This is a genomic window from Sandarakinorhabdus rubra, assembly GCF_010994245.1.
GTDB classification, from domain to species: domain Bacteria; phylum Pseudomonadota; class Alphaproteobacteria; order Sphingomonadales; family Sphingomonadaceae; genus Sandarakinorhabdus; species Sandarakinorhabdus rubra.
Genome location: NZ_WMHO01000321.1, coordinates 1 through 2024, shown reverse-complemented (window position 1 = coordinate 2024; position 2024 = coordinate 1). Strand labels below are relative to the sequence as shown.

General features: G+C 69.2%; 4 protein-coding genes. 2 read left to right on the top strand and 2 right to left on the bottom strand.

The window, feature by feature from the left end; genetic code table 11:
• A partial coding sequence (locus GJV64_RS13985; RefSeq protein WP_164158031.1) for a class I SAM-dependent methyltransferase occupies positions 1-478 on the top strand: 478 nt, incomplete at its 5' end.
• Entirely contained in the window at positions 478-897 is a 420-nt protein-coding gene (locus tag GJV64_RS13980; RefSeq protein WP_205599647.1) for a PaaI family thioesterase, read from the top strand. The genes GJV64_RS13985 and GJV64_RS13980, both read left to right, overlap by 1 nt.
• A gap of 157 nt (positions 898-1054) precedes the next feature.
• Here GJV64_RS13980 and GJV64_RS13975 read toward each other — a convergent pair whose 3' ends face one another.
• Together GJV64_RS13975 and metW are read right to left on the bottom strand one after the other, a co-directional pair.
• Complete coding sequence (locus GJV64_RS13975; RefSeq protein WP_164158035.1) at positions 1055-1435, bottom strand: DUF1905 domain-containing protein; 381 nt, start codon at positions 1433-1435, stop codon at positions 1055-1057.
• A gap of 23 nt (positions 1436-1458) precedes the next feature.
• A partial coding sequence (gene metW / locus GJV64_RS13970) for a methionine biosynthesis protein MetW (RefSeq protein WP_235927768.1) occupies positions 1459-2024 on the bottom strand: 566 nt, incomplete at its 5' end.

Here is a 2024-nt window from a genome sequence, read left to right as displayed (position 1 = left end):
GCATCCGTCGGGGCGGCTGCTGGTGCTCGGCCGTCCGCCGGAGCGGGTGACGCTGGCGCTCGACGGCTGGGAACGCGTGGCCTGCGTGGCGGCCGACGACGCGGAGATCCGCCCCGGCACGGTGCGCGCCGATCCGCACCACCTGCCCTTTCGCGAAGCCTTGTTCGACAAGGCGCTGCTGTCCGCCCCGCTGGTGCAGCCGCGGCTCATGCTGCGCGAACTGTGGCGGGTGCTGGCCCCAGCCGGCCTTGCCGTGCTGGTCGTGCGGGCGCGCCGGCCCTGGCACATCAAGGACATCGGCTGGCTGCGCGATCCGCTGCAGTTGCGGCTCGACGAAGCGATGTTCGAGGTGCTGGACTGGCAGGTGGAAACCCTGCCCGATCGCCATCACGTGGTGCTGGTCGCCAAGAAGGACTGGCAGCGATCGGTGCTGGTGGGCGCCGCTGATCCGGCGATGGAACCAAGGTTGGTGAACTGATGAGCGATGCAGCCCAGAAGCATGCCGAAACGCTGGCGGCCGTCGTGAAGATGGTGCCCTTTTCGGCTCACCTCGGCTTCGAGATAAGGGAAATGAACCGGGAACGCGTGGTCGTCCATGCCCTCATCCGCCCCGAACACTGCACCAGCGGCGGCACCGCCCACGGCGGCTTCCTGATGGCGCTGGCCGATTTCACCGGGGCTTGCGGCGCCTTCCATGTGCTGCCCGAGGGCGCGAAGGGCACCACCACGATCGAATCGAAGACCAACATGGTCGGCGCCATCCCCGCCGGCGCCACGCTGATCGCCACGGCAACGCCGCTGCACATCGGCCGACGGACCAGCGTGTGGGTGACGCGGGTGGAAAGCGACGCCGGCAAGCTCGCCAGCGTGACGACACAAACGCAGATGGCGCTGTAGCGCGGCCAGCGCGCATGCTGCGCGCGGACTCGCGCAAAGCCGGCCGGGCTGCGGGATCCCATCGAAGTATTACTTCGATGGGGCCCGCTGGCGCCTGGCCCGCAAGCCAGGCGAGCAGCTTCGACGGCGTGGCTTTGCCACGCCGCTTCCTTCACTTTCAAAACGCCAACGCCACTGTCACCTCATCGCCTTCACCGACCTTTTCCTTCTTGCGCACGGCGGCCTTGATGGGGAGCAGGTAGCCACCGGCCTCCTTGCTGGGAAAGACCGAGGTCTTCCAGGTCGTGCCGCCCAGCGTTGCCTCGACATAGACGCTGCCCCACGCCGCGCTGCGCCCCGGTGCGGCAGCGCGGATGCCGGCGGCCGCATCGCCGCTGATGGTGAGGAAGTGCCAGCTCATGGGTGAGGGCTTGCCGTCTGCGGCCTTGCCCTGCCAGATCCACAGCGGCCCGGTGAAGGATACGGCGCGCGCCGCCGGCAGCTCGACCTCCAGCTCCTCGCGCAGGAAGCGGATCAATTCGGGATCGAGGCCGGTCATGTCGTCCACGCCGGCATCCTAGCTCAGCGGGAGAGGACGAACACCCCGGTTTCCGCGAGCAGATTGGGCCACAGCGCCACCTGCCGGCCCGATGACAGACCGGCCCGGCGCTCCACCGTCAGGCCGCGTTCGCGGGCCAGCGCCTCGAAATCGGCAATGGTGCAGAAATGGATGTTGGGTGTTTCGTGCCAGCTCACGGGCAGCGAGCGCGTCACCGGCATGCGGCCGCCCAGCGCCAGGCCCATCCGCACCCGCCAGTGGCCGAAATTGGGGAAGGAAACGATGGCCCGCCGCCCGATCCGCACCAGCTGGTCCAGCACGGCGGCCGGGCGTTGCATGGCCTGCAGAGTGTTCGACAGGATGACGACATCGAAGGCGGCATCGGGATAATCGGCAAGGTCGGTATCGGCATCGCCCTGCACCACGGCAAGGCCGCGGCCCACTGCCGAGGCGACATCGCCGGCATCGAGCTCGATGCCGCGCCCTTCAACGCGCTTGGTGTCGCGCAGCCAAGCCAGCAGCTGGCCGTCGCCGCAGCCGATGTCGAGCACCCGCGCGCCCTCCGGCACGGCGGCGGCCACGGCGGCGA